Source organism: Pseudomonas sp. PA15(2017) (assembly GCF_001945395.1).
GTDB lineage: Bacteria > Pseudomonadota > Gammaproteobacteria > Pseudomonadales > Pseudomonadaceae > Aquipseudomonas.
In genome coordinates this window covers 48,085-71,560 of record NZ_MSXV01000032.1, presented here as the reverse complement: position 1 = coordinate 71,560, position 23,476 = coordinate 48,085, and the positions used below count along the sequence as shown (strand labels likewise).

Below are 23,476 nucleotides of genomic sequence, written 5' to 3'. Positions count from 1 at the left end.
AATCCGTCGTTTACCGCGAACCACAATACCCGCTGCAGTACTGAACGCCCTGCCTCGCGCAGGGTGTTTTGATTTTAAGGGCGGCTCTGCATCGTGCGGCGCATCAAGCTTCGGCTAATGCGCCCTACAGTCTGCTGAGCACCTGATCAGTGATGTTCGCGCGTCGCGCGGAATTTCACGTCCGGCCAGCGTTCTTCCATCAGGCTCAGGTTGACGCGGGTCGGCGCCAGGTAGGTGAGGTGACCGCCGCCGTCGAGGGCAAGGTTTTCCACGGCCTTGTTGGAGAATTCCTCGAGCTTCTTCTTGTCGTCGCACTCGATCCAGCGTGCCGACCACACGGTGATCGGCTCATAGCCGCACTCGACCTTGTATTCCTCTTTCAGGCGGCTGGCGACCACGTCGAACTGCAGCACACCGACCGCGCCGAGGATGATGTCGTTGCTGCGCTCGGGGAAGAACACCTGGGTGGCGCCTTCTTCGGCGAGCTGCTGCAGGCCCTGACGCAGCTGCTTGGATTTCAGCGGGTCCTTCAGGCGTACACGGCGGAACAGCTCCGGCGCGAAGTGCGGGATGCCGGTGAAGCCCAGCGCTTCGCCTTCGCTGAAGGTGTCGCCGATCTGGATGGTGCCGTGGTTGTGCAGGCCGATGATGTCGCCGGCCCAGGCTTCCTCGAGCATTTCCCGTTCGCTGGAAAAGAAGGTCAGGGCGTCGCCGATGCGCACGTCCTTGCCGGTGCGCACGTGGCGCATCTTCATGCCTTTCTCGTACCTGCCCGAACAGATGCGCATGAAGGCCACGCGGTCGCGGTGCTTGGGGTCCATGTTCGCCTGGATCTTGAACACGAAACCGGAGAATTTCTCCTCGGTCGGCTCCACCGGGCGCTCGTGGGCCACGCGGGCCAGTGGGCGCGGCGCCCAGTCGACCACGGCGTCGAGCACGTGGTCGACGCCGAAGTTGCCCAGTGCGGTGCCGAAGAACACCGGGGTCAGCTGGCCATTGTCGAACTCGTCCTGGTCGAACGGGTGGCAGGCGACCTGCACCAGCTCCAACTGCTCGACGAAGCGCTCGTACTCGTCGCCCAGGTGGGCACGGGCTTCGTCGGAGTCGAGCTTCTCGATGATCTTGGTTTCGGTGCGCTCGTGGCCATGGCCGGCGGTGTAGACGATGATGTAGTCGCCGGCCAGGTGGTACACGCCCTTGAAGTCGCGGTAGCAGCCGATCGGCCAGGTGATCGGCGCCGCCTTGATCTTCAGCACCGCCTCGATCTCATCGAGCAGTTCGATGGGGTCGCGGATGTCGCGGTCGAGCTTGTTGACGAAGCTGACGATGGGCGTGTCGCGCAGGCGGCACACGTCCATCAGCGCGATGGTGCGTGGCTCGACGCCCTTACCGCCGTCGAGCACCATCAGCGCGCTGTCCACCGCGGTCAGGGTGCGGTAGGTGTCTTCCGAGAAGTCTTCGTGGCCGGGGGTGTCGAGCAGGTTGATCATGTGCTCGCGGTAAGGGAACTGCATCACCGAGGTGGTGATGGAGATACCGCGCTGCTTCTCCATTTCCATCCAGTCGGATGTCGCGTGGCGGTCGGATTTACGCGACTTCACCGTGCCGGCCACCTCGATCGCCTTGCCCATCAGCAGCAGCTTTTCGGTGATCGTGGTTTTACCGGCGTCGGGGTGGGAGATGATCGCGAACGTGCGGCGCTTGGCGACTTCGGCGGCCTGAGTGGTCATGGATGCGTGCCTGCTTGAAAGCGTGAGCGGGCCAGGGCGGCCCGGAAAAATGCGCGATTATAGCGGTAAATGCTGGCCTGCTGGGGCATCCGCGCATTCGTCCGTAGCAAAGCAAATGGCGTAGGATCGGCACTCCACTCACGGCCCTGGATCGTTGATGAAGCATTCGGCCATTTTGCTCACCGCCCTGGCGCTCGCCTCGAACGCCGCCCGGGCGCAACTGCCCGAGTGCCAGGTTGCATTCCCGGCCGGGCAGACTCGCGACCTGCCACTCGCGTTCACCCCCGAAGCGCGCACCCAGGGGCTTTCCGGTCGTGACGAGGTAGGTAGCGGCATGCTCTTCGCCTGGCCCCAGGAAGGGCTGCGCGAGCTGTGGATGAAGGACACCCGCGTCGCGTTGTCGGCCGCCTTCATCGATAACGCCGGCATAGTGCGCAAGGTGGTCGACATGCGTCCCTTCAGTCTGCAGCGCCATGGCGCCGATGAGCCGGTGCGCTACATCATCGAGGTCGCCAAGGGCGAGTTCGCGGCCCTTGGCGTGGTGGTCGGCAGCCGCGTGAGCATCGATTGTGAGGAGGCCGAGGGCTGAGTCGGCCCTCGATCCTTTTGATCGGTAATTCGGCTGACGCGGCTCTTGGCGCTGCTGTTACACTATCACCCCTCGCAAATTCGCATCCCTTTCCGCTACCAGGAGCATCCGGTGCCTGTCGTTTTCGTCGCCGCCTCCCAACTGCCGACTCCGTTCGGTGTGTTCACCATGCATGGCTTTCTCGAAGAGGCCACGGGCAAGGAACATGTTGCGCTGACCTTCGGCACTGTGGCCGATGGCGAGCCGGTGCTGGGGCGCCTGCATTCCGAGTGCCTCACTGGTGATGCGCTGTTCAGCCTGCGCTGCGATTGCGGCTTCCAGCTCGAGGGCGCCCTGCGTGCCATCGCCGAGGAGGGCCGTGGCGTGCTGCTGTACCTGCGCCAGGAAGGTCGTGGTATCGGCCTGCTCAACAAGATCCGCGCCTACGAATTGCAGGATGGTGGCGCCGACACCGTCGAAGCCAACGAGCGCCTGGGCTTCGGTGCCGACATGCGCGACTACGCGATCTGCCTGCCGATGCTCAAGCACCTGGGCATCTCCTCGCTCAAGCTGATGACCAACAACCCGCGCAAGGTCAAGGCGCTCGGCGACATGGGCATTCCGGTGGCCCACCGCGTGCCGCTGCAACTGGGTCACAACCCGCACAACAGCAAGTACCTGGCCACCAAGGCCGGCAAGCTCGGGCACATGCTCGGCAAGCTGCACCAGGGTGAGGTGGAGCGGCCTTGACCCGCGCCGCGGTCAAGCGCCGGTTGGCCCTGCTCTGGTGGCGGCAATTGGCACTGACCCTGGCTCCGCTGTTTGTGATCAACGTGCTGTTCGGTACCGGGCGTCAGCCGGGTGTGCTGGCCATGCCATTGTTCATCGCCGGGTTGGCCTCGCTGTTCGTCAGCCTGCCCTTGTTCAGCGCCTACAAGCGCGCCTTGTTCGCCACTGCGAAAGCCCTGAATACCGCCGACGAGCCCGCCGCCTGGCTGACCCTGGCCGAGCGCCGCCGACCGGCATTGCTGGGCGCCGGGCTGCCGGCCTGGATCGCCGCCCTGGCGGTGTTCGCCGGGCTGGAAGCGGTGCCGCAGATCCTGCTGGCACTGGCCAGCGTCGTGCTGCTCTACCTCTACCGCATTCCCCGGCAGGTCTGATGCGCGGCGTGCTGCTTGCGCTGTTGTTGCTGCAGGCGACCTCGCTGCTGGCTGCCGAGCGGGTGGTGAGCCTGGCACCCTCGCTGAGCGAAATCGTCCTCGAACTGGGTGCCGTCGACCGGCTGGTTGGCGTGCTCGATGGTGGCGATCGTCCCCAGGCGCTGGCCCATGTGCGGTCCGTTGGGCGCTACGGACAACTCGAGATGGAAACCTTGCTGGCGCTGCAGCCGGATCTGCTCCTGGTCTGGCCGGGCAGCATCAGCGCCGCCCAGCGCCAGCAATTGCAGGCGTTCGATATTCCCATGCTGGTGCTCGAGCCCCATTCGCTGGGCGAACTGGCCAGGCAATTCCTGCTGATCGGCGAGCACCTCGGTCGACCGCAAGCGGGGCAGCGCCTGCATGATGCATTCATCGATGGCCTGCAACTGCTGCGCACCCGTTATCGGCGTGACGAGCCGTTGCCGGTGTTCTATCAGGTGTGGGACGCGCCGCTATATACCCTGGGCGGCGGGCAGATCGTCACTGATGCCCTGCAGGTGTGCGGCGCGCGCAACGTGTTCGCCGACCTCAGGCTGCCCGCGCCGCAGGTCAGCACCGAGGCGGTGCTGCAGCGCGATCCGGCGCTGATTCTTGCCGCTGATGCGCGCCAATTACAGGCCTGGACCCGCTGGCCGCAGCTGCGCGCCGTGCGCCTCGAGCAACTGCGCGTGCTGCCGGACAAAGGCCTGGAGCGGCCAAGTTTCCAGATGCTCGCCGCCACGGCTCGGCTTTGCGAGGTGCTGGCGCCAGCCAGGTGATCGCCGTCAACGCTTGCGCTCGGGGCGTGCGATGACGCTGGTAAAGCGCGCCGTCAACTGGCAGATTGGTCGCCTTCCGGTTCATTGCAGACGTTATGAAAGCCCCCGTATCCCCTTGGTTTTTCCCCGCCAGCGCCTTGATCGTCGGCGCCGCGCTCCTGCTGGTCTTCCCTCTCAAACTGCTGCCCAGCCTGCTGGCCGGCTTGCTGGCCGGCTTGCTGGTGTTCGAGCTGGTCAACCGCCTGGCGCGGCCCATGCAGCGTCTGCTGGCGGGCCATATGGGGCGCGTGCTGGCCGTTGGCGTGCTGAGCGTGCTGGTGATCGCCGTGCTCGGGCTGCTCTTCGCTGGCGCCTTCTCATTGCTGATGCACGAGCTCAACAACCCGGGGCGGATGATGGGCAAGCTGCTGGGCGTGGTCGACCGCGCCCGCGAGCAGTTGCCCGAAGCGTTGGTGGCCTACCTGCCGGCCAACGTCGACGACATTCGCGTGGCGCTGCACGACTGGCTGCGTGGGCACATCAGCGAGCTGCAACTGCTTGGCAAGGGTGCCGTGCACATGTTCGTCACCGTGCTGATCGGCATGATCCTCGGCGCGGTGATCGCCCTGCAAAGCGTGCCCGAGCCGGGTCAGCTCAAGCCTCTGGCCGGCGCCTTGCTGACCCGCGTGCAGCGTTTCGTCGAGGCATTTCGCAATATCGTCTTCGCGCAGATCAAGATCTCGCTGCTCAACACCACCTTCACCGGCATCTTCCTGATGGGCGTGCTGCCGCTGTTCGACGTGCACCTGCCACTGACCAAGACACTGATCGTGATCACCTTCGTGGCCGGCCTGCTGCCGGTGGTCGGCAACCTGATCTCCAACACCGCGATCTTCGTGGTCGGGCTGTCGCTGTCGATCTGGGTGGCGCTGGGGGCGCTGGCCTACCTGATCGTCATTCACAAGGTCGAATACTTCCTCAACGCGCGCATCGTTGGCGGGCAGATCAAGGCGCGGGCCTGGGAGCTGCTGCTGGTCATGCTGGTGTTCGAGGCCGCCTTCGGCATCGCCGGCCTGGTGGCGGCGCCGGTCTACTACGCCTACGTGAAAAGCGAACTCAAGGCGCAGGGCTGGGTGTAGAGGCGAGGAAGCAAGGCACGCTTGTCCGAGACCAGGCTTGGTCGGATGAGGGTGCAGCGTGGTGCGACCTGCCGCTCGTAGAGCGTCAGGCCGAATCTTAGAACCTGTTCATGATCTTTCAGCCCAGGTTCGCCGATTTTGGCCGTTAGTTGAAAGAACGGACATGGGTGCAGTGCTTGTGGGAGCGGGCGGGGACGCCTAGGTCGTGCCCGCGATTTTTCGCGCGCATGGCGCGCTCCCACAGTCGATCCGTGAACTGCCTTGTAGTTGCCGCTTCAGGCGCATAAAAACCGTGAACAGGCTCTTAGGCGCGTCGTTGTACCAGACGAGCGCGGATCGCCGCTTCGATGCCCGCTTCGTCCAGGCCGCACTCGGCGAGCATCTGGTCAGGACGGGCATGCTCGACGTAGCTGTCGGGCAGGCCCAGGTGCAGCATCGGCTTGAGCGTGCCCTGGCCGGCGAGAAATTCGCTGACGGCGCTGCCGGCGCCGCCCATCACGCTGTTTTCCTCGATGGTCACCAGCAGGTCGTGGCAGGCGGCCAGTTCGCTGACCAGCGCGTCGTCGAGGGGCTTGACGAAGCGCATGTCGACCACGGTGGCGTCCAGGGTTTCGCCGACGCGCAGAGCTTCTGCCAGCTGCACGCCGAACACCAGCAGAGCCACGCCCTTGCCCTGGCGACGTACCAAGCCCTTGCCGATCGGCAGCGGCGTCAGCTCGCGGTCGATCGGCGCGTTGGGGCCGCTGCCGCGCGGGTAGCGCACCGCTGCCGGGCCGGTGAACTGGTAACCGGTGGTGAGCATATGGTGCAGCTCGTTTTCATCGCTCGGCGTCATGATCAGCATGCCGGGGATGCAACGCAGGTAGGAGAGGTCGAAGCTGCCCGCGTGAGTCGGGCCGTCTTCGCCGACCAAGCCGGCGCGGTCGATGGCGAACAGCACGTCGAGGTTCTGTACCGCGACGTCGTGGATCAGCTGGTCATAGGCGCGCTGCAGGAAGGTCGAATAGATCGCCACCACCGGCTTGGCGCCTTCGCAGGCCATGCCGGCGGCGAGCGTCACCGCGTGCTGTTCGGCGATGGCCACATCGAAGTAACGATCCGGGTGGCGTTCGCTGAAGGCCACCAGGTCCGAGCCTTCCTTCATGGCCGGGGTGACCGCCATCAGGCGTTCGTCATGGGCGGCCATTTCGCACAGCCACTGACCGAACACGCTGGAGTATTTCGGGCCAGACGGCTTCTTCACCTTGGCCGGCGCGTTGATCGGCTCCAGCTTGGTGATGGCGTGGTAGACGATCGGGTCGACTTCGGCCGGTGCGAAACCCTTGCCCTTCTTGGTGACCACGTGGAGGAACTGCAAACCCTCCAGGTCGCGCATGTTGCGCAGGGTGGCCAGCAGGGTCGGCAGGTCGTGGCCGTCGATGGGGCCGATGTAGTTCCAACCCAGTTCTTCGAACAGGGTGCCCGAGACCAGCATACCCTTGGCATGCTCCTCGGTCTTGCGGGCGATTTCCCAGGCACCGGGCAGTTTGGACAGCACCTTCTTGCTGCCTTCGCGCACGTTGGCGTAGGTGCGGCTGGAGAGAATCTTGGCCAGGTAGTTGGACAGGCCGCCGACGTTCTTGGAGATCGACATGTCGTTGTCGTTGAGCACCACGAGCATGTTGGCCTTCACGTCCGCTGCGTGATTGAGTGCTTCGAAAGCCATGCCGGCGGTCAGTGCGCCGTCGCCGATCACCGCCACCGACTTGCGCTTGCTGCCCTGGCGCTGGGCGGCGATGGCCATGCCCAATGCGGCGCTGATCGAGGTGCTGGAATGGCCGACGCCAAAGGTGTCGTACTCGCTTTCCGAGCGGCGCGGGAAGGCGGCGATGCCGTCCTTCTGGCGCAGGCTGCCCATGCGCTCGCGGCGGCCGGTGAGAATCTTGTGCGGGTAGGCCTGATGGCCGACGTCCCATACCAGGCGGTCGTCGGGCGTATCGAAGACGTAGTGCAGGGCGACCGTCAATTCGATCACCCCGAGGCCGGCACCGAAATGCCCCCCGGTCTGGCCGACTGTGTAGAGCAGGTACTGGCGCAGTTCATCCGCCAGGGTTTCCAGCTCGGCCTCGCCGAGGCGGCGCAACTCATCCGGCGTATTGGCGCGGTCGAGCAGCGGCGTCAGCGGGCGTTCGCGGGGAATCTCGTGGAAAGTCGTCGGCATCAGGCGAGTCGTTATAGGAATTCAAAATAGTGGGGCAGTCTACCTGATGCGATGACCCTAGCCCAAGGGAGGACTTGGGCGCGGTTGCCGCAGCAGCGATGTCAGATAGACAGCGGTTCAGTTGCGCCGTTCGACGATATAACGAGCCAGTTCGCGCAGTGGCTCGGCGGCCTCGCCGAACGGTTGCAGCGCTTGCAGCGCCTGGTCGCGCAGCTCCAGGGCGTAGGCCTTGGCGGCGGCCATGCCGAGCAGCGCCGGGTAGGTGGGCTTGTCGTTCGCCTGGTCCTTGCCCTGGGTCTTGCCCAGGGTCGCGGTATCGCTTTCCACGTCGAGGATGTCGTCCTGCACCTGGAACGCCAGGCCGACGGCGCGGGCGTAGGTGCTCAGCGCCGCCAGGGCTTGCTCGTCAGCGCGGCCGCTGGCCAGGGCGCCAAGGCGCACGCTGGCTTCGATCAGCGCACCGGTCTTGTGGCGGTGCATGATTTCCAGTGCCGGTTGCTGTAATTGCTGGCCCACCGAGCCGAGGTCGATGGCCTGGCCACCGACCATGCCGGCCGGGCCGGCCGCATCGGCCAGGGCGGCGAACATGCTCAGGCGGATCTCGGCGCTTTGCGGGTTGTGCCGCTCGCTGGCGAGCACGGCGAAGGCCAGGCTCTGCAGGCCGTCACCGGCAAGAATCGCGGTGGCTTCGTCGAAGGCGATGTGGGTGGTCGGCTGGCCGCGGCGCAGGTCGTCGTCGTCCATGGCTGGCAGGTCGTCGTGCACCAGGGAGTAGGCGTGGATCAGCTCCACTGCACAGGCGGCGCCATCGGCCTGTTGCGCGCTGCCGCCGAGGGCTTCGCAGGCGGCATAGGCGAGCAGTGGGCGCACGCGCTTGCCGCCGTTGAACACGCTGTAGCGCATGGCGGCGTAGAGGCGTTCGAGTTCGGCCCGTGGCGCACTGAACAGCGGCTCGAGGGCGGCGTCGACCTGCTTCTGGCAGCGCGCCTGGTAGGCGGCGATCATAGCGGCTCGTCCGTTTCGAACGGCGCCGCTTCCAGGGCGCCGTCGCGCTCCAGGAGGATCTGCACTTTCTGCTCGGCCTGGGTCAGGGCGGCCTGGCATTCGCGGGTCAGGCCGATGCCTTGCTCGAAGGCGCTCAGCGACTCCTCCAGCGACAACTCGCCATTCTCCAGGCGCTCGACGAGGGTTTGCAGCTCGGTGAGGGATTGCTCGAAATCGAGCGCGGCTTTCTTACGGGCCATGGTCAGCAGGTCTCAGGCGGGGTTCGCGGTCGCCGCGACACTAGCAGAGGGCTCTGTCGCGAGCAAATCGACCCAGGCGGGCGATTTGTATGGATATACAGTATTCTGTCGGGCGTTCATCTCATGTGGCAGTACCCGATGCGCCTGTTTCTCTGCGAAAAGCCGTCCCAAGCCAAAGACATCGCCAGCGTGCTCGGCGCCACGCGGCGCGGTGACGGCTGCTGGCTGGGCAACGGCGTGACGGTCACCTGGTGCATCGGCCATTTGCTCGAAACCGCGCCGCCGGATGTCTACGACGCACGCTACAAGCGCTGGGTGCTGGACGACCTACCCATCGTCCCGCAGCAGTGGAAGATGCGCGTCAAAGCCAAGACCGCCGCCCAGTTCAAGGCCATCAAGCGCCTGCTGGGCGAGGCTGGCGAACTGGTGATCGCCACCGACGCGGACCGTGAAGGCGAGATGATCGCCCGCGAGCTGCTCGAGCATTGCCGCTACCGCGGGCCGATCCAGCGCCTGTGGCTGTCGGCGCTGGACGACACCTCGATCCGCAAGGCCCTGGCGGCCCTCAAGCCGGGCGCCAGCACCTACAACCTCTATCAGTCGGCGCTCGGTCGCTCGCGGGCTGACTGGCTGATCGGCATGAACATGAGCCGCCTGTTCACCCTGCTGGGGCGCAAGTCCGGTTATCAGGGCGTATTGCCGGTCGGCCGCGTGCAGACGCCGACGCTGCGCCTGGTGGTGGACCGCGACCGCAGCATCGCCGACTTCGTGCCGGTGCCGTTCTGGGCCATCGACGTCACCCTCGATGGCAAGGGCGCGCCTTTCACCACTGTATGGCGCGCGCCTCAGGACGACTGCGACGAGCAGGGCCGCTGCCTCAAGCAGGCGGTCGCCCAGCGCGCCGCCGAGACCATGCAGGGCGCCGAACATGCCGTGCTGAAAAAGTTGAGGACCGAACGCATGCGTGAAGCGCCGCCGTTGCTGTTCGATCTCGGTACGCTGCAACAGGTGTGCTCGAAGAAGCTCGGCCTGGGCGCCCAGGAAACCCTGGACATCGCCCAGAAACTCTACGAGACCGACAAGTTGATCACCTATCCGCGCAGCGATTGCGGCTACCTGCCGCTCAGCCAGCATGCCGAAGCGCCGGCCATTCTCGCCGCACTGGGGAAAGCCGATCCGGGCCTGCGCGAGGTGCTGGCGCATACCCAGGCGCAGCGCTGCTCGCGAGCCTGGAACGATGCCAAGGTCAGCGCGCACCACGGCATCATCCCGACTCTGGCAGCCGGCGGCCTTGCCCGCTTGAGCGGCCGCCCGCGCGCCGTCTATGAGCTGATCCGCGCCCGCTACCTGGCGCAGTTCCTGCCCAACCACGAATACGACCGCACCCAGGCCGATTTCGACTGCGCCGGCCATGACCTGCGCGCGGTCGGCAAACAGGTCGTCGAGCCGGGCTGGAAGCGCGCGCTGCCCGAAGCCCTGGCGCCGAGCAAGGGCCGTGAGGCGCCTGCGCCCCAGGCCTTGCCCGCGCTCTATGAAGGCCAGTCGTGCGCAGTGCGTGAGGTGACGCTGAAGGATCAATTCACCCAGCCGCCCAAGCCGTTCACCGAGGGCGACCTGATCCAGGCCATGAAGAACGTCGCGCGGCTGGTCGAGGACCCGCGCCTCAAGCAGAAACTCAAGGACACCACCGGCATCGGCACCGAAGCCACCCGCGCCGGCATCATCCAGGGCCTGCTCGATCGTGGTTACCTGACCAAGCAGGGCAAGACCCTGGCCGCCACCCCGGCAGCCTTCGGGCTGATCGACGCGGTGCCACGCGCCATTGCCGACCCCGGCACTACGGCGATCTGGGAGCAGGCGCTGGACATGGTGCAGAGCGGTGAGATGCCGCTGGAAGAGTTCGTCGCCAAGCAGTCGGCCTGGATGAGCAAGCAGATCGAGCGCTGCCGCGGGCTGCAACTGAACATCAGCGGTCCACCACCCGGTGGCAAGCCGGCGTGGCGAGGTAAACGCAAGGGGGGAGCTGGCAAGGGCGGTCGATCATCGCGCAAGGCACCGCGCGCGACGAAGTAGAAGCTTGAGTGACATCCCGGGGCTGATTGCGACGTGGTTAATCTCGGCCCAGACACTTCTAGTTCACCCATTCACTGAGCAACCGGTGACCTTCTTGAGTCACCTCCACCATCGCTGAGAACACCACCGCTTCCTTACCGTCCTGAGTAAAAGCCTCTTGGAAATTGTGTGTATCGAACCGTATGCCCCGGGCGCCCGGCTTGGCTGGGACCAGAACGTTGAGAATTTGGCCCACCTGAAGGCGCTCGTTCTTCGAGTAATTATTCCGGTAGCAGAAAATCAAGGGTGACTGCATACGATCCTTGCCCATCCCATGGCCTGAATATTCGATGACAGGCTGCAGGTCATGGGCATCGAGCACCTCGGCTATTGCTTCGCCAATAGCGTCTACACGTTCTCCTGGCCGAATGCAGGCTACGCCGGCCTTGAGCGCCTGGCGTCCTGTCTCGAGCAGTGCGAGCTGCTTTGCATCAGCTTTCGCTCCTGCAAAGGTCCAGCTTTGTGCCAGGTAGGCAGTGCTTGAGGCTGCAACCAGCTCTATGGTCACTAGAGCGTTGTCGGGTAGCGGATTGGCTGTCGGAAAGCCGTTCAGAACGGCCTTGCCAATCGAAATCGGCACGGCCGCGGGATAATCCTTGTACCCCACCAGCATGGGCTGCCAGCCCAGGCGCTCGAACTCCTGAACAATCTGGTCCTGCAGGGCAAGCCCGTTGCTTTGCGGACCAATGAGCGGTGCCAGGTCGCGTAGCAACCTGGAGACTGCTGGCGCTTGTTCGCGAATCGAAGCGAGCCGTTCGCGGTCTGGCAGCAGCGCAATGCGCGCTGCCAACTGCTGATTCTTGATCTGGTAGCGCTCGATGAGTGTGGCCGCTGACTCAGGCTGACGGCCAAACCGGCGACCAAGCTGGTGCAGGGCTTTATCGAGAAATGCGGGCATGAAGACGTCCTTGTTGAGGTCTGGCACAGACATCGAGTTGTCGCCGATCTGAAGTGCTAAGCACACAGGCTGTTCATGCTCTCAGAGCTGGACCGATGAGGCAAACCAGGCTCGGATAACACCAGCGTTGACTGCCGCCCATCCGCCCGCTGCATGCGCGGAGTATTCCCAAATGGAAATTTTCCGTTACCATCCGGCGCGTTGAATTTAACGAACGGGTTTCAGTTGCTTGTTCGTTCGTGCCGTGGAGCCTTTCCATGGCTTGTTTTAAAGGGTCTCGCGGTGCCTTCAGGGGCCTGGTTCGATGGCGGAATGCACTGGCAGGGCGCCGGTAGTTTGCACCGATATGTGGAGTAAAACGAACATTCAACTCGGTGTACCCGCGCTTTTTCGGGCAGCACCGCTGCGGTAGATGGCTCGGCAGTCACGGTGTTGACAGGGTCTTTTCTGATTCAACCGGATGGATTTCGGCAAGGAACTGTTGCCCGAGACCGGCTTGCCGGATCCGGAAACGCTCACATGGACAGCGATCACACAGCGAAGCCTGCTGGCGCGCCGCATGGCGTGGTGCTCAGCGGCCTGGCTTCAACTGTTTCCAGCAAAATCAATAAGAGGTAGTCCTTCTATGGATGCGGTATCAGCCGAACAGGCAAAGCAGGAGCCTGAGAGCAAGCTCAGTGCGTCATTGAAGCCCCGGCACCTCACCATGATGTCCATCGCCGGTGTGATCGGCGGGGCGTTGTTCGTCGGTTCCGGCAGCGTGATTCACAGCGCCGGGCCGGCAGCGGTACTGGCCTACCTGGCGGGCGGCATTCTTGTCGTGCTGATCATGCGCATGCTCGGTGAAATGGCCACCTCCTCGCCAGACACCGGCTCGTTCTCCACCTACGCCGAACGCGCCATCGGCCGCTGGGCCGGTTTCACCATCGGCTGGTTGTACTGGTGGTTCTGGGTCATCCTCATGGCCTGGGAAGCCTACGTGGCGGGCACCATCCTCAATGGCTGGTTTCCGGAGGTGAGCGTCAACGTCTTCGTGCTGGCCGCCACTCTGGTGCTGATCAGCATCAACTTCTTCAACGTCAAGCACTACGGCGAGTTCGAGTTCTGGTTCGCGCTGATCAAGGTGGTGGCGATCATCTGCTTCCTGGCGGTCTGCACCCTGGCCGTGCTCAGCCTGTGGCCGACCGGCGAGACGCGCGGCTTCAGCAACCTGACCGCCCAGGGGTTCATGCCCAACGGTATCGAGTCGGTGGTGGTGGCCATCCTCGGTGTGATGTTCGCCTTCCTCGGCGCCGAGATCGTCACCATCGCCGCCTCGGAAGCCAAGGACCCGGCCAACCAGATCGTCAAGGCGACCAACTCGGTGGTCTGGCGCGTGTGCCTGTTCTACATCGGCTCGATCTTCCTGATCGTCTGCCTGGTGCCCTGGAACGACCCGCAGATGGCCCAGTCCGGCTACGGTTCCTACCGCCGCACCCTGGAGCTGCTGGGCATTCCCTACGCCGAGCTGGTGATGAACTTCGTGGTACTGACCTCGGTGAGCAGCTGCATGATCTCGGCGCACTACACCGCCTCGCGCATGCTGTTCTCGCTGTCCACCCGTGGCGACGCGCCGCGCTTCCTGAAAATCACCCGTACCGGGACCGGCGTGCCGGTGTTCGCGATCATCGCCTCCTGCTCGGTGGCCATCTTCGTGGCGCTGATCAACTTCAGCGAAACGCTGCGCCCCAAGGACGTGCTCGACACCCTGATGAACACCACCGGCATGATCGCCCTGCTGGTGTACCTGGTGATCGCCTTCTCGCAACTGAAGATGCGCCGCAAGCTGGAAGCCGAGGGCAAGGACATCCGCCTGAAAATGTGGCTGTTCCCCTGGCTGACCTACCTGGTGATCCTGTTCATCGTCGGCTCCCTGGTGACCATGGCATTCGTCGAGGAGTACCAGGTGCTGGTCATCTCCACCGGCGCGGCCGCGGCAGTCGTCGTGGCGCTGGGTGTGCTGGTGCACAGGCGCGCGGCGAAGCAGCTGGCGAGCTGATCGCCTCGCTATGAGCGAAGAAGGGCGCCCTCGCGAGAGGGCGCCCTTCTTCATTTCTGTTGCAGAGCGGTCAGCGCGCGGCCCAGGCGTTGAAGCGTTCCTCCAGTTCCTCGCCATGGTCGATCCAGAACTCGGCGTTGACCAGTTGCGCACCAGCCATGTTGGCCTCGGCGGTCGGCAGTTGCGCCTGCACATCGGCCGGCAGTTGCGGCAGCGTTTCTTTGTGCACCGGGCCATAGGGGATCTGGCTGGAGAACACTTTCTGGGTGTCGGCCTGGCTGGCGAACTTGATGAAGCGCTCGGCCAGCGCCTTGTTCGGGCTGCCCTTGACGATGGCCCAGTGTTCGGGATCGTACAGGCTGCCATTCCAGGAGATCTTCAGGTTGGCGCCTTCCTTCTGGGCCACGCCGATACGGCCGTTGTAGGCAGCGGACAGGGTCACGTCACCGGCCAGCAGCCACTGCGGCGGTTGCGCGCCGGCTTCCCACCACTGGATCGAACCCTTGATGGCATCCAGCTTCTTGAAGGCGCGGTCGACGCCTTCCTTGGTGCCTAGAATCTTGTACAGCTCGTCGCGGCTCACGCCGTCGGCCAGCAGGGCGGCTTCCAGGGTGTACTTGGCGCTCTTGCGCAGGCCGCGCTTGCCGGGGAATTTCTCCAGGTCCCAGAAATCCGCCCAGGAAGTGGGCGCGGTTTTCAGCTTGTCGCCGTTGTAGGCCATTACCATCGACCATACGTAGGTGGCCACGCCGCATTCGCTCACGGTGCCGGGAATGTACTGGTTGGCATCGCCGAGAATGGCCGGGTCGATGCGCTCGAACAGCCCTTCTTCGCAGCCGCGTTGCAGCTCGGGGCTTTCCACCTCGACCACGTCCCAGGTCACCTGGCCGACATCGACCATGGCTTTGACCTTGGACAGCTCGCCGTTGTACTCGCCGGCCACCACGCGGGCGGCGCCGCTCTGCTCGAAGGGTTTGAAGTAGGCGGCGGTCTGCGCGACCTTGGTAGCGCCACCGAAGGAGATCACCGTAAGGCTGTCGGCGGCCAGTGCCGCGCTGCTGGCGGTCAACAGGGACAGGCCGATGGCGGCGCGGATGGATGGACGCAAGTGCTTGAACATGGAAACTCCCTCGCTGTTTTTTCGTTGTAGTGAGAACAGGGGCAGTAGGGCCGAAGCGGCGAAGCTGCGCGTTGTGTCACGCGTCAGCAGAATCTTTGTTGTTGTGCCGCCCGGTGTGCATGCAGGGCGGGAACTGTCGTTCAGGTGAGGGCCATGGTGCGTCAGTCCGGCGCGAAGGAAAATTAGTAAAAATATGCTCGGGACCTACGAAAAACCTTTGCAAGGCAGCGACCCGCCAAGGCGCGTTGTTGGAGTAAGGTGCAGGCAACCATCGCGCTGAGATCGGACACGTGGCTTCCTATACCTTGCGGCAACTAAAGTACTTCGTCACCACGGTGGAAGCGGGCAGCGTGGCCGAGGCGTCGCGCCAGCTGTACATCGCCCAGCCGTCCATCTCCACGGCGATCAAGGGGCTGGAAGAAAGCTTCGGCGTGCAACTGTTCATCCGCCATCACGCCCAGGGCGTGTCGCTGACGCCCAGCGGCGCGCGCTTCTACGAGAAGGCCCAGCAACTGCTGCGCATGGCCCGCGAGTTCGAGCAGAACGCCCTGGCCGACAACGATATCGTTGCCGGGCAGATCGATATCGGCTGCTTCGAAACCGTCGCGCCGCTGTACTTGCCGCAACTGATCGCCGGTTTTCGCGAGCGCTACCCAGGCGTGGACATCCGCATTCGCGATGGCGAGCAGCAGGAGCTGGTGCAGGGCCTGACCGCCGGCTCGTTCGACCTGGCGTTTCTTTACGAGCACGACCTCGACGGCACCATCGCCACCGAGCCGCTGATGCCACCGCAGAAGCCCTACGTGCTCTTGCCCGAGCAGCACCGTTTCGCCGGCCAGGCCCAGGTTTCGCTGCGCGACCTGTGCCTGGAGCCGATGATCCTGCTCGACGTGCAGCCCAGCCGCACCTACTTCGTCAGCCTGTTCCACGAACTGGGGCTGGCGCCCAATATCGTCTTCAGCTCACCGTCCATCGAAATGGTGCGCGGTATGGTCGGCCAGGGCTTCGGCTTCTCGCTGCTGGTCACCCGCCCGCATTCGGAATGCACCTACGACGGCAAGCGCGTGGTCACCGTGGACATCGCCGAGCCGGTAGCCACCTCCGGGCTGGTGGCGGCGCGCCTCAAGCGCAGCCAACTGACCAAGCCGGCGCAATTGTTCGTGGATTTTTGCCGGGAACGCTTGGGGCAATTGAGCGCGCAAGCTACGCGATAGGGCGGTGCTCAGGTAGCCCGGGTCGAGCGCAGCGACACCCGGGAAATTGCCCTGGGTATCGCGTAGCTCAACCCAGGCTACGGGGCTGCTCAGCCGTAGGATGGGGCCGGCTGAGATAGCGCTGATATCAGCATTTAAACCTGTGGGAGCGGGCGGGGACGCCTAGTTCATGCCTGCGTTTTTTTCGCGCGCATGGCGCGCTCCCACATTGAGCATGGCCCGGGTCGAGCGCAGCGCGTAGGGCGGACTCAGGAGCGAAGCGAGCAGTCCGTCAAACAATGGCGAACCTGACAAAACGCAACGGCGTACTGCTTCGCGAGTACGCCCTACCGTGCTGACCAAGCCGGCGCAGTTGTTCGTGGATTTTTGCCGGGAACGGTTGGGGGAGTTGAGTGGGCGGGGTGGGGCGTAGGAGGGGCGGACCGCGTAGGTGCAACCCATCGTGCGTTGATGGGTTTCACCTCCGCGGCCCGACCCATCCTACAAGCTATCGGCGCAATTTTTGTGGGAGCGGGCCATGCCCGCGATTTTTTTCGCGCGCATGGCGCGCTCCCACATTCTTGATCGCAGTCCAGTCGAGTGCAGCGACACCCGGGAGAGCTCCCTGGGTATCGCGCTGCTCGACCCAGGCTACGGCTGAGATCGCGCTGATATGAGTATCTACACCTGTGGGAGCGGGCCATGCCCGCGAAATCAAAAAATCACACCGGCTCGCACAGATAGTCCGCCAACCGCTGCAGCATCGCATCACAGCCCTGCAACTGTTCCAGGCTGACGAACTCGTCGGGCTTGTGGCCCTGGTCCATGCTGCCGGGGCCGCAGACTACGGTGGGGATGCCGGTGCCGTCGAACAGGCCGCCTTCGGTGCCGAAGGCCACGGTGCTGAAATCGTTCGAGCCGCAGAGCCTGGCCAGTAATCGCGCCGCTTCGCTGTCAGGCGGTGTGGCGAGGCCCGGGTAGGCGCTTAGCGGTCGCAGGTGGATACCGCTGGCGGCGCTCACCGCCTGCATCTTCGGCAGCAGTTGCTCGGTGGCGTAGCTTTGCAGCTCGTCCGCCACGCGCTGCGCGTCGAAGCCTGGCAGTGCGCGCACCTCGAAATCGAACTCGCACTCGGCTGGCACAATGTTCAGGGCGCGACCGCCCTTGATCACGCCGGCCTGCACGGTGGAGAAGGGCGGGTCGAAGCGCGGGTCGTGGTGCTCGGGCTGGGCCAGCCGTGCGCCGATATCGCCAAGGTGGCCGATCAGCCGCGCTGCGTATTCGATGGCATTCACACCGTAGGGCGCGTAGGCCGAGTGACAGGCCGCGCCGTGCACTTCGCAGCGCATCGCCAGCTTGCCCTTGTGGCCGAGCACGGGCTTCAGTTCGGTGGGTTCGCCGATCAGGCACAGGGTCGGTTTGTGCGGGCGTTTTTCCAGTTCGGCGAGCATCGAGCGCACGCCCAGGCAGCCGACTTCCTCGTCATAGGAAAACGCCAAGTGCACCGGCACCTGCAGCGGCCGTTGCACTAGGCTCGGCACCGCAGCCAGTACGCAGGCGATGAAGCCTTTCATGTCCGCGGTGCCGCGTCCGTACAGGCGCCCGTCACGTTCGCTCAGCTGGAACGGCGCGACCGTCCAGGCCTGGCCGTCGACCGGCACCACGTCGGTATGGCCGGACAGCACCACACCGCCGCGATCCTGCGGGCCGATGGTGGCGAACAGGTTGGCCTTGGTGCCTTCGACGTTATGGAACAGCTCGCTGTTCACGCCAAAGCCCGCCAGGTACTCACGGATGAAGTCGATCAGCTCCAGGTTGGAATCACGGCTGACCGTGGCAAAGCCGATCAGCCGCTCGAGCAGGGCGCGGCTGACTGGCTCATTCATCGCCCGGTACTCCGTAGCTGGGCGCCGCCGTCGGGTCGAGGGCGCGGGTCAGGTAATCCTGCATCTGCGGCCGGTAAGCTTGCCACAGACCGTCAAGCTGGCCGATGGGGTCTTCGTCCGCCCAGTCGACACGCAGGTCGATGATCGGCCACACCAGGTCGCCCACCACCTTGAGCGCCGCCGAGTGTACCGGGCCGGCCTCGCCGCCGGCGGCCATCGCCCCATGCATGGCGGCAAGCAGGCGGTCGGCCAATTGCCCGCTGGCGTTCTCGAAGGCCTCGACCATGGCCTGGATCACCGCCTCGCTCGCCAGCAGATTGCCGGCTGCCACGCACTGCTCGCCGGCCACCGCGTTGTACAGCCCCAGCGCTTCCTTACCGCTGAACAAGGCGGTGCGACCCTGGCTGTCGATCACCGTCACCTGGCGATACTGGCTCCAGCCATTGGCGTCGAGGGCGCGCTGCAAGGCGTCATCTGGCTCCAATGCCTGCTGCTCGAGCAGGTCGAGAATCTGCGGGCCAAGGGCGGGCAGGGTAACGTTCTGGGTGGCCACCGCGCCGACGCCGGCCCGTAGCCAGGGGCAGCGGGCGCCGACGGCGATGCTCGACGAGCTGATGGCGATGCCCAGCTGACCGGTTTCCGGGCAGCGCCCGACGATGGAAAAGGTCATGCGCGCCTCCTTATTTGGCCTGCCAGTCGTCCGGGATCACCGCGATCACGTCGATCTCCATCAACCACTGCGGCTGGCCGAGGGCCGATACCACCAGCCCGGTGGAAATCGGGAACACGCCCTTGAGCCATTTGCCGACCTCCTTGTACACCGGCTCGCGGTAGCGCGGGTCGATGATGTAGGTGGTGGTCTTGACGATATGGGACAGGTCGCTGCCGGCTTCTTCGAGCAACTGCTTGAGGTTCTTCATCGCCTGCTCGGTCTGCGCCTGCGGGTCGCCGAGGCCGACCAGGTTGCCGTCGAAGTCGGTGCCGACCTGGCCGCGCACGTACACCGTGTTGCCGGCGCGCACGGCCTGGCAGAGGTCGTTGTCCAGGGTTTGGTTGGGGTAGGTGTCCTTGGTGTTGAACATGCGGATACGGGTATGGGTGGGCATCACTTGACTCCCTGCAGGCGGGTGACGGGGGCGGCGGCCTGGCGCTGTTCGGCATCGCGATAGGCGCTGTACTTGCGCTGCGTGGCGATATGGTCGGCGACGTGCTTGGCGTCGTGCCACACCCCCCAGATGAACGATGAACCACGGCGCGACAGCCACGGCAGGCCGAGGAAATAGATGCCCGGCTCACGGGACACGCCGCGCTGGTGCTGGGGCTTGCCGTTGGCATCGAAGGTGTCGGCTTCCAGCCAGCTGAAGTCGGTGGCGAAACCGGTCGCCCAGATGATCGACGTCACGCCGGCCGTGATCAGATCCAGCTCGCGCAGCGGCTCGTACATGCACGCGGGATCGGCCGGGATGATGCGCGCTTCGGGTTCCTCCGGCAGGTCGAGGCCGTTGCGTTTCACGTAGGCGTCCGCCGCATCGAGCAGCGCCAGATAGTTCTCGTCGCCGCGGCGGATGTTGTCGGCCAGGTCGTCGGCGAACTGCACCACGCCGTCGTCGAACGAGCGGGTCAGGCCGACCAGCGTCATGCCCTGGTGAGCCAGGCGACGAAAGTCGATGGTCTTGCCGCCATAGGCGCCGCTGACCGCGATGGTCACGTGTTCGCGGCCGGCCTTCGGCGTCTCCTGGTCCCACTCGCCGAGCACGCCCAGCCACCAGCAAAAGTCCCGGTTGCGGTAGCTGCGCGGCGGTCGGTCATGGGCGCCGACGGAGAGGTAAACCTGACGGCCGGCCTGCATCAGCTCATCGGCGATCTGCGTGCCCGACGAGCCAGCGCCCACCACCAGCACGGCACCGGCGGGCAGTTGCTGCGGGTTGCGGTAGTTGGCGGAATGGATCTGCGTGAGGCGTTCGTCCTGCGGCGCGATGGCCGGAATCACCGGACGCTGGAAGGGGCCGGTGGCGGCCACCACGCGATCGGCTTCGATCACGCCTTCGGAGGTTTCCACGGTAAAACCGGGGCGATTGGCGTTGCGGCGAACCTTGTGCACTTCCACGCCGGTGCGGATCGGTGCGTCGAAGCTGCGCGCATAGGCTTCGAAGTAAGCGGCCACCTGCTCCTTGCCAGGAAAGGCGTCATCGTCGATGTCGAATGCCAGGCCGGGAAAGCGGTCATGCCAGGCCGGGCCGTTGGCCACCAGCGAATCCCAGCGCATGGTGCGCCAGCGCTCGGCGATGCGCTCGCGTTCCAGCACCAGGTGCGGCACGCCGAGTTTGGTCAGGTGCTCGCTCATCGCCACGCCGGCCTGGCCGGCGCCCACCACCAGGGTGTCTGTTCGGGTTGTTTCGACAGCCATCGTTGCGTCCCTCTGAAGGAGGCTCGGCGCCCTTGCACAGGGATGGCCCTGGCCGGAGCGCACGAGCCGTTCGTGCGTTGAGGCCATTGTGTTCAGAGGTGGGGGATAGCGAAATTAGCGTTTTTGTAGTCGTTGCCCAGCAAAAAGCTGGGCATCGCCGCGAGGGCGGATCAGCCGGGCCGTTCGCTCAACGCCACGCGGTTGCGGCCTGCGCTCTTGGCGGCGTACAGGGCGACATCGGCGGCGGCGACCAGGTCGGCAGGCGCCTGCATCGTCTGCCCCGGAATGCAGGAGGCGACGCCGATGCTCAGGGTCAGGTTGGCGTAGGGCGAGCCCTGATGGGCGATCGCCAATGCCTCGACATCGGCGCGGATGCGCTCGGCCACCGCCATGGCCGAGGCGCTTTCGGCCGCCGGCAGAATCAGCGCCAGCTCCTCGCCGCCATAGCGCGCGGTGGTGTCCGCGCTGCGCCGGGCATGGCGCTTGAGCACCGCGGCCACCTGTTTGAGCGCTTCGTCGCCAGCCGGGTGGCCGTACTGGTCGTTGAAGCGCTTGAAGTAGTCCACGTCCAGCAGCACGAACGACAGCGGCTGGCGCTGAGCGGCAGCGGACTGGAAGGCGACGCCCAGCGCTTCGTCCAGGCGTCGGCGATTGGCCAGGCCGGTCAGGGCATCCTCACCGGCGATGATCTCCAGCGCGTGGTTGGCCAGCGCCAGGTCGCGGTGCATGCTCTGCAGGCGCGCCTCCATGCGCCCCTGGCGGCCCAGGGCACGCCAGATCAGCCAGCCCATGGAGAGCAGGATGACCAGCACGCCGCCGCTCAGTGACCAGGTCTGCAGGGCGCGGCTGCGCCAGGCGGCCATCGCCTGCTCTTCGCCCAGGGAGGCGGCCACCAGGATCGGGTATTCGTCGCTGGTGTCGAAGCCATAGACGCGCTTCACCCCATCGATCATCGCTGTGAGCACCATGCTGCCGTGTCTCACTCCGTCTTCATTCACTGCGCGCAGTACAGGGCTCCTGGACAGGTTCAGACCTGCGTTCTCGGTCGACTGCTGCGACCTGACCAACAAGGTGCCGTCGCGCTTGACCATACCGATCACCCCCTGGCTGCCCAGATCGATGGTCTGGTAAAAATCCACGAAATGCTGGACCAGCAGCGTGGCCAGTACCACGCCACGAAACTCGCCGTTGGCATCGCTCAGGCGTAGCGTCAGGGAGATCACCCAGTCGCCGCTCATGCGGCTCTGGATGGGCGCGCCGATATGCAGCCCAGTGACCTGATTGGTGCTGTGTACTGCGAAATAGTCGCGATCCAGCGCCGTGTAGTTGGTGGTGGCGTTGGGCACAGTGGTCAGCAGTGGATGGCCGTTTGCGTCGAGCACGGTAAAGCCTTCCACATCAGCCAGGATCGCCGATTGAGCGCGCGCCACCTCGAGCACTTCGCTCAGGTTCGCTGCGCCATACCCGGAGATCTGCAGCTTGCGCTCAATGCCGATCAACACCGTATGCGCATCGCGAATGGTCGACTCGGCCTGCCGGGTCAGCGCCGCCGACAGGTTCTCCATATCGGCCACGTTCTGGCGCAGCGCCTCGCGCCTGTCCCACTCCACCTGCAGGTAGGTGAGCAGCAACACGGCCACACCCACCACACTGGTCATGATCGCGACCAGGCGTCTTAGGTGAGCGATCTTGGAGGTCTGACTCGTCAAGGTACGGGCCTGGCTAGGCTGATTGGACCCGTATCGTCAGCGTGAACGGGCACGGCGGGATAGGAACGTCGTGCAAATTATGAACAAAGCGACGGGGGGATTGCACGTGGTTTTGCTGCGCGCTGGCACGCAATCGTTTGCCACCGGCAGGCTCCTTTGCGCCCCGCGAACAAGCCGCGGCGCATCGGATTGGCACTCGGCAGAGTGCATCGGTATACTCCGCCAGCCTTCTGGGGGCCTATAGCTCAGTTGGTTAGAGCAGAGGACTCATAATCCTTTGGTCCACGGTTCGAGTCCGTGTGGGCCCACCACCTTCAAAGCCGCGCGCCGCGCGGCTTTTGCGTTTCTGGCATATGGGCTTCGGCGCATCTTGCCTCGGCCTGCTGACCACAAAGTGTCCATACCGCTGTACTGCTCTTTAGACAGTGAGCCGAATAGCCGGCATTATCGGCTCATCATATGAGCCGAATAGAGTCGCTAATCGGCTCACGGACGAGTAATGCGCATGAATGCATCTCTCTGGATCTGGCAGCAGCCCGACTGGCCTCACTTCACCTGGCAGACTGAACAACTCGCTCCGTTGCTGCGCGCCTGCGTTCATGCACAGGCGCGTCTGCTGGGCATGTTGAGCGCAGTTGGAAGTGATACAGAGGTTCAGAGCAGTCTGGATGCCATGCTGCAGAACATTGTCACGTCGTCAGCAATCGAAGGCTAGCAACTAAATGTCGGCTCGGTGCGTTCCTCCTTAGCCAGGCGCCTCGGCTTGGATGAGGATGGCCGCACCACGCCACGCTCAGAAGGCTTGGCACAGCTGTTGATAGACGCTACCCGCGAATGTCATTCGCCGCTGGATCTGCCACGTCTGCTCAACTGGCATCACTGGCTGTTTCCTGCCGATGAGAGCCTATCGACTCGCCCCCTACGCATTGGTGAACTGCGTGGTGAGGAGCCGATACAAGTCGTTTCTGGCCGACTGGATCGGCCAACCGTTCACTTCGAAGCACCACCGCGGGACGGGCTGGATCAGCAGTTAACGGACTTCCTCACCTGGTTCGAAAGCAGCCGCGATGGTACAGGCTTCGATCCACTGCTCCGAGCCGGCATTGCCCATTTCTGGTTCGTCACCTTGCATCCGTTCGACGATGGCAACGGCCGACTTACGCGGGCCATCACCGATATGGCCTTGGCACAGAGTGAGCAGCAGGCCATCCGCTTCTACGCCATGTCGGCGAGCATCTTGGATGATCGAGCTGGCTATTACCGCATCCTCGAGGCCAACCAGAAAGGTGACCTAGA

General features: G+C 64.6%; 20 protein-coding genes, 1 tRNA gene and 1 pseudogene. 11 read left to right on the top strand and 11 right to left on the bottom strand.

The window, feature by feature from the left end; genetic code table 11:
* Positions 1-146: 146 nt before the first annotated feature.
* Positions 147-1,730, bottom strand: coding sequence for a peptide chain release factor 3 (locus tag BVH03_RS10570; RefSeq protein WP_075961112.1), 1,584 nt, complete (start codon positions 1,728-1,730; stop codon positions 147-149).
* Positions 1,731-1,887: 157 nt separating this feature from the next.
* Here BVH03_RS10570 and BVH03_RS10565 point away from each other — a divergent pair, with 157 nt between their 5' ends.
* The 5 genes from BVH03_RS10565 (at position 1,888) to BVH03_RS10545 (ending at position 5,373) form a co-directional block, all read left to right on the top strand.
* Positions 1,888-2,319, top strand: coding sequence for a DUF192 domain-containing protein (locus tag BVH03_RS10565; RefSeq protein WP_075961111.1), 432 nt, complete (start codon positions 1,888-1,890; stop codon positions 2,317-2,319).
* A gap of 111 nt (positions 2,320-2,430) precedes the next feature.
* Positions 2,431-3,048, top strand: a complete 618-nt coding sequence (gene ribA / locus BVH03_RS10560; protein ID WP_075935025.1) for a GTP cyclohydrolase II — start codon at positions 2,431-2,433, stop codon at positions 3,046-3,048.
* Positions 3,045-3,458 carry an MFS transporter gene (locus tag BVH03_RS10555; protein ID WP_075961110.1) on the top strand — a complete coding sequence of 138 codons (414 nt, stop codon included), beginning with the start codon at positions 3,045-3,047 and terminating at the stop codon, positions 3,456-3,458. Before ribA ends, BVH03_RS10555 begins: the two co-directional genes overlap by 4 nt.
* Positions 3,458-4,255, top strand: a complete 798-nt coding sequence (locus tag BVH03_RS10550; protein WP_075961109.1) for a helical backbone metal receptor — start codon at positions 3,458-3,460, stop codon at positions 4,253-4,255. The genes BVH03_RS10555 and BVH03_RS10550 overlap by 1 nt, the downstream gene beginning before the upstream one ends.
* Positions 4,256-4,350: 95 nt before the next feature.
* Positions 4,351-5,373: an AI-2E family transporter gene (locus tag BVH03_RS10545; protein ID WP_075961108.1), complete on the top strand. Its 1,023-nt coding sequence runs from the start codon at positions 4,351-4,353 to the stop codon at positions 5,371-5,373.
* Positions 5,374-5,677: 304 nt separating this feature from the next.
* Here the strand turns inward: BVH03_RS10545 and dxs are convergent, their stop codons facing one another.
* The 3 genes from dxs to BVH03_RS10530 all read right to left on the bottom strand — a co-directional run bounded on the left by dxs (position 5,678) and on the right by BVH03_RS10530 (position 8,817).
* On the bottom strand, positions 5,678-7,573 hold the full coding sequence (dxs, locus tag BVH03_RS10540; RefSeq protein WP_075961107.1) for a 1-deoxy-D-xylulose-5-phosphate synthase: 1,896 nt from the start codon (positions 7,571-7,573) through the stop codon (positions 5,678-5,680).
* Between the two features lie 117 nt (positions 7,574-7,690).
* Positions 7,691-8,578: a (2E,6E)-farnesyl diphosphate synthase gene (gene ispA / locus BVH03_RS10535; protein WP_075961106.1), complete on the bottom strand. Its 888-nt coding sequence runs from the start codon at positions 8,576-8,578 to the stop codon at positions 7,691-7,693.
* Positions 8,575-8,817: an exodeoxyribonuclease VII small subunit gene (locus tag BVH03_RS10530; RefSeq protein ID WP_027903060.1), complete on the bottom strand. Its 243-nt coding sequence runs from the start codon at positions 8,815-8,817 to the stop codon at positions 8,575-8,577. The genes ispA and BVH03_RS10530 overlap by 4 nt, the downstream gene beginning before the upstream one ends.
* A gap of 138 nt (positions 8,818-8,955) precedes the next feature.
* Between BVH03_RS10530 and BVH03_RS10525 the strand changes: the two genes are divergently transcribed.
* On the top strand, positions 8,956-10,890 hold the full coding sequence (locus BVH03_RS10525) for a DNA topoisomerase III (RefSeq protein WP_075961165.1): 1,935 nt from the start codon (positions 8,956-8,958) through the stop codon (positions 10,888-10,890).
* Positions 10,891-10,948: 58 nt separating this feature from the next.
* Here BVH03_RS10525 and BVH03_RS10520 read toward each other — a convergent pair whose 3' ends face one another.
* Positions 10,949-11,827 (bottom strand): M24 family metallopeptidase, encoded by an 879-nt coding sequence (locus BVH03_RS10520; RefSeq protein ID WP_168175611.1) that lies wholly within the window; start codon positions 11,825-11,827, stop codon positions 10,949-10,951.
* Between the two features lie 625 nt (positions 11,828-12,452).
* Between BVH03_RS10520 and BVH03_RS10515 the strand changes: the two genes are divergently transcribed.
* Positions 12,453-13,865, top strand: a complete 1,413-nt coding sequence (locus tag BVH03_RS10515; RefSeq protein ID WP_075961105.1) for an amino acid permease — start codon at positions 12,453-12,455, stop codon at positions 13,863-13,865.
* 70 nt (positions 13,866-13,935) lie between these two features.
* Here BVH03_RS10515 and BVH03_RS10510 read toward each other — a convergent pair whose 3' ends face one another.
* Positions 13,936-14,985, bottom strand: coding sequence for an ABC transporter substrate-binding protein (locus BVH03_RS10510; RefSeq protein WP_075961104.1), 1,050 nt, complete (start codon positions 14,983-14,985; stop codon positions 13,936-13,938).
* 290 nt (positions 14,986-15,275) lie between these two features.
* Between BVH03_RS10510 and BVH03_RS10505 the strand changes: the two genes are divergently transcribed.
* Both BVH03_RS10505 and BVH03_RS26815 read left to right on the top strand, forming a co-directional pair.
* Positions 15,276-16,199 (top strand): LysR family transcriptional regulator, encoded by a 924-nt coding sequence (locus BVH03_RS10505; RefSeq protein ID WP_075961103.1) that lies wholly within the window; start codon positions 15,276-15,278, stop codon positions 16,197-16,199.
* A gap of 517 nt (positions 16,200-16,716) precedes the next feature.
* On the top strand, positions 16,717-16,839 hold the full coding sequence (locus tag BVH03_RS26815; RefSeq protein ID WP_256574672.1) for a hypothetical protein: 123 nt from the start codon (positions 16,717-16,719) through the stop codon (positions 16,837-16,839).
* A 61-nt stretch (positions 16,840-16,900) separates the two neighbouring features.
* On the opposite strand, the gene argE is transcribed toward BVH03_RS26815, so the two are convergent.
* The 5 genes from argE to BVH03_RS10480 form a co-directional block, all read right to left on the bottom strand.
* A complete protein-coding gene (gene argE, locus BVH03_RS10500) occupies positions 16,901-18,064 on the bottom strand; it encodes an acetylornithine deacetylase (RefSeq protein ID WP_075961102.1) in 1,164 nt (387 codons plus the stop codon).
* Positions 18,057-18,734, bottom strand: coding sequence for a DUF1028 domain-containing protein (locus BVH03_RS10495; protein ID WP_075961101.1), 678 nt, complete (start codon positions 18,732-18,734; stop codon positions 18,057-18,059). The genes argE and BVH03_RS10495 overlap by 8 nt, the downstream gene beginning before the upstream one ends.
* Before the next feature lie 10 nt (positions 18,735-18,744).
* Positions 18,745-19,170 (bottom strand): RidA family protein, encoded by a 426-nt coding sequence (locus tag BVH03_RS10490; RefSeq protein WP_075961100.1) that lies wholly within the window; start codon positions 19,168-19,170, stop codon positions 18,745-18,747.
* Complete coding sequence (locus BVH03_RS10485; RefSeq protein ID WP_075961099.1) at positions 19,170-20,471, bottom strand: NAD(P)/FAD-dependent oxidoreductase; 1,302 nt, start codon at positions 20,469-20,471, stop codon at positions 19,170-19,172. The genes BVH03_RS10490 and BVH03_RS10485 overlap by 1 nt, the downstream gene beginning before the upstream one ends.
* A gap of 170 nt (positions 20,472-20,641) precedes the next feature.
* Positions 20,642-22,129: a diguanylate cyclase gene (locus BVH03_RS10480; protein ID WP_075961098.1), complete on the bottom strand. Its 1,488-nt coding sequence runs from the start codon at positions 22,127-22,129 to the stop codon at positions 20,642-20,644.
* Between the two features lie 285 nt (positions 22,130-22,414).
* Between BVH03_RS10480 and BVH03_RS10475 the strand changes: the two genes are divergently transcribed.
* A tRNA-Ile gene (locus BVH03_RS10475) sits at positions 22,415-22,491 on the top strand.
* Positions 22,492-22,685: 194 nt separating this feature from the next.
* A pseudogene (locus BVH03_RS10470) lies at positions 22,686-23,476 on the top strand (Fic family protein); the annotation flags it as partial.

Bases quoted from the DNA above. Each gene is read 5' to 3' on its own strand.
- BVH03_RS10570 (WP_075961112.1), bottom strand. From the start codon at position 1,730: ATGACCACTCAGGCCGCCGAAGTCGCCAAGCGCCGCACGTTCGCGATC.
- BVH03_RS10565 (WP_075961111.1), top strand. From the start codon at position 1,888: ATGAAGCATTCGGCCATTTTGCTCACCGCCCTGGCGCTCGCCTCGAAC.
- BVH03_RS10550 (WP_075961109.1), top strand. From the start codon at position 3,458: ATGCGCGGCGTGCTGCTTGCGCTGTTGTTGCTGCAGGCGACCTCGCTG.
- BVH03_RS10545 (WP_075961108.1), top strand. From the start codon at position 4,351: ATGAAAGCCCCCGTATCCCCTTGGTTTTTCCCCGCCAGCGCCTTGATC.
- dxs (WP_075961107.1), bottom strand. From the start codon at position 7,573: ATGCCGACGACTTTCCACGAGATTCCCCGCGAACGCCCGCTGACGCCG.
- ispA (WP_075961106.1), bottom strand. From the start codon at position 8,578: ATGATCGCCGCCTACCAGGCGCGCTGCCAGAAGCAGGTCGACGCCGCC.
- BVH03_RS10530 (WP_027903060.1), bottom strand. From the start codon at position 8,817: ATGGCCCGTAAGAAAGCCGCGCTCGATTTCGAGCAATCCCTCACCGAG.
- BVH03_RS10525 (WP_075961165.1), top strand. From the start codon at position 8,956: ATGCGCCTGTTTCTCTGCGAAAAGCCGTCCCAAGCCAAAGACATCGCC.
- BVH03_RS10520 (WP_168175611.1), bottom strand. From the start codon at position 11,827: ATGCCCGCATTTCTCGATAAAGCCCTGCACCAGCTTGGTCGCCGGTTT.
- BVH03_RS10515 (WP_075961105.1), top strand. From the start codon at position 12,453: ATGGATGCGGTATCAGCCGAACAGGCAAAGCAGGAGCCTGAGAGCAAG.
- BVH03_RS10510 (WP_075961104.1), bottom strand. From the start codon at position 14,985: ATGTTCAAGCACTTGCGTCCATCCATCCGCGCCGCCATCGGCCTGTCC.
- BVH03_RS26815 (WP_256574672.1), top strand. From the start codon at position 16,717: ATGCCCGCGATTTTTTTCGCGCGCATGGCGCGCTCCCACATTCTTGAT.
- argE (WP_075961102.1), bottom strand. From the start codon at position 18,064: ATGAATGAGCCAGTCAGCCGCGCCCTGCTCGAGCGGCTGATCGGCTTT.
- BVH03_RS10495 (WP_075961101.1), bottom strand. From the start codon at position 18,734: ATGACCTTTTCCATCGTCGGGCGCTGCCCGGAAACCGGTCAGCTGGGC.
- BVH03_RS10490 (WP_075961100.1), bottom strand. From the start codon at position 19,170: ATGCCCACCCATACCCGTATCCGCATGTTCAACACCAAGGACACCTAC.
- BVH03_RS10485 (WP_075961099.1), bottom strand. From the start codon at position 20,471: ATGGCTGTCGAAACAACCCGAACAGACACCCTGGTGGTGGGCGCCGGC.
- BVH03_RS10480 (WP_075961098.1), bottom strand. From the start codon at position 22,129: ATGACCAGTGTGGTGGGTGTGGCCGTGTTGCTGCTCACCTACCTGCAG.